This window comes from Desulforegula conservatrix Mb1Pa, assembly GCF_000426225.1.
In the GTDB taxonomy this organism is placed as follows: Bacteria; Desulfobacterota; Desulfobacteria; order Desulfobacterales; family Desulforegulaceae; genus Desulforegula; species Desulforegula conservatrix.
In genome coordinates, this window is the sequence record NZ_AUEY01000172.1 from 1 (window position 1) to 1,512 (window position 1,512).

The following is a 1,512-nucleotide window of genomic DNA, read 5'->3' on the forward strand; positions in this document are numbered from 1 at the left end:
ATTTATGTTGCTCTTAGGACTCCGCCCATGCCATCAACCATGCTTTCTATTGCTGAGGCAGAGTGGTAATCAAATTAAAGAATGGTCTCCCATGCGGATATCTGATGAGGCAAGGGGATATTACTGGGGAGTGGTCGTCGAATGGTGGGCCTGGTTCTGGGATTCGGGACGGATAACCAAAGCCGAGATGCATGAGATCCTAAAAGACTACTCAGGCATCGAGTCAATAGCGTCCGGGGAAATATCTGAAAAGGATTTTATAAATCATATCGAAAGATGCTGTGATCTTTTTACAAGAATTTCAGGAGGTGCTATCCCTCCTCCAGAACGATATCGTTATTTAAATGTTTTTGCTCCGCTTGATAGCTATGCTGTGACCAATTCCGGCGTAGCTTATTCAGGGAGCAGAAAACCGGACATCTTTTATCTGGAAGGCCAGGCATGGACAACCCAGGTAATCAGGATGAAAGACCGTGACGGCAACAGATGTTGCGTATGTGGAGCGCGTTCAAATCTAACTCCGCACCATATTAAATCAAAAGGCGGCCTCGAAGGTGGCGGCGATGAACTCGGTAATCTCATGACTCTCTGCATAGGATGCCATTCCAAGTGCCATGATCACAGATTCAACGAGCATGAGTATTTACTGTTTTTATCAGCCGCAAGAAAAATCAGTAGGCTTTACAGACAATCAACAGAGATAAGCAAACCCGGCCATATAAACGAGGTGATAAATGGGTGATAAGAATAATAGAAAACAAATAATCGACCAGATAGTAGAGGCTCGAAAAGATGAAAAAAGAAAATTAACCACTAAAGAGGCTGCTGAATTTTTACGCGTTACTCCGAGAGCTTTAACTAAATGGAGGCAAGAAATGACAGGCCCTACATATATAAAGGTGGGAGTTAAAAAAGTTTTCTACTACAAGTCTGATCTTGAGAAGTTTGAGCGCAGGATTGAACGGTAGACCAAGCCCTTTAACCGGGGCCTGGCAAAAAAAGCTTTGGCTTAGGATTGATCCGCATGTAAAAAAGTTTGAACTGGAATGATGGTTAAAGGTCTTGCAGAGCAAAGAAATATTGTCACAGGACGAAAGGAAAGCACACAAAGATGACATTCACTTGGGAAATTTAAAAGGATATCATATCTTTTAGCCTTGTTGGGAATGATGTTGGGATTATTAGAAATAATAATTATAACTTATTTATATTATTATATATATAAACATATAGATAATGGACTTAAAATCCCTCGGCTGCAAGGCTGTACCGGTTCGATTCCGGTTCCAGGTACCAAATATTTCAGTGGGTTATGGCTTGTTTATATCAATAGTGGGGGCAGATAGAATACAATATCAATATCCTGTCCCCACATTGTCCCCACAATTCAAAGCATGATTGTTGTGTAAAGCGGCGGGCGCTTTGGCACCATTTTGCGTCTGCTTTGGCACCACTGCCGCATGAATTGAATAAAAAAAGCCCGTCTGATTGCCTGTCAAAAATATGTCGATT

At 41.8% G+C, this 1,512-nt stretch carries 2 protein-coding genes; both read left to right on the plus strand.

The annotated features are described in order from the left end of the window. Nucleotides 1-91: 91 nt before the first annotated feature. Nucleotides 92-742 (plus strand): HNH endonuclease, encoded by a 651-nt coding sequence (locus K245_RS25905; protein WP_035278002.1) that lies wholly within the window; start codon nucleotides 92-94, stop codon nucleotides 740-742. Continuing rightward, nucleotides 735-968 (plus strand): helix-turn-helix transcriptional regulator, encoded by a 234-nt coding sequence (locus tag K245_RS0121630; RefSeq protein WP_035278004.1) that lies wholly within the window; start codon nucleotides 735-737, stop codon nucleotides 966-968. The genes K245_RS25905 and K245_RS0121630 overlap by 8 nt, the downstream gene beginning before the upstream one ends. Nucleotides 969-1,512 lie beyond the last annotated feature (544 nt).